This window comes from Streptomyces actuosus, from assembly GCF_016921115.1.
Taxonomy (GTDB): Bacteria; Actinomycetota; Actinomycetes; order Streptomycetales; family Streptomycetaceae; genus Streptomyces; species Streptomyces actuosus_A.
This window is the reverse complement of record NZ_JAFFZS010000297.1, coordinates 1-255: the sequence shown is the minus strand read 5'-3', so window position 1 is coordinate 255 and position 255 is coordinate 1. Positions and strand designations below refer to the sequence as shown.

Sequence of the window (255 nt, the reverse complement as noted above, 5' to 3'; positions counted from 1 at the left end):
CCACCAGCCCCTGGGACCCGGCACACATCCGGGCCCAGCTCGCCTGGCGGATGGAGGAGGCCATCGGGCCGGACGCCCTGGTCGTCGACGACACCGGGTTCCTGAAGGACGGGACTGCCTCGGCATGTGTGTCGCGGCAGTACACCGGCACCGCGGGCAAGGTCACCAACTGCCAGGTCGGCGTCTCGCTCCACCTCGCGTCCGACCACGCCTCGGCAGCGGTCAACTGGCGGCTGTTCTTGCCCCAGACCTGGG

General features: G+C 71.0%; 1 protein-coding gene. It reads left to right on the top strand.

Features of this window, described 5'->3' with window-relative positions; translation table 11 throughout:
* On the top strand, positions 1–255 hold a 255-nt coding region (locus JS756_RS36385; RefSeq protein WP_205387532.1), incomplete at both ends, for a transposase.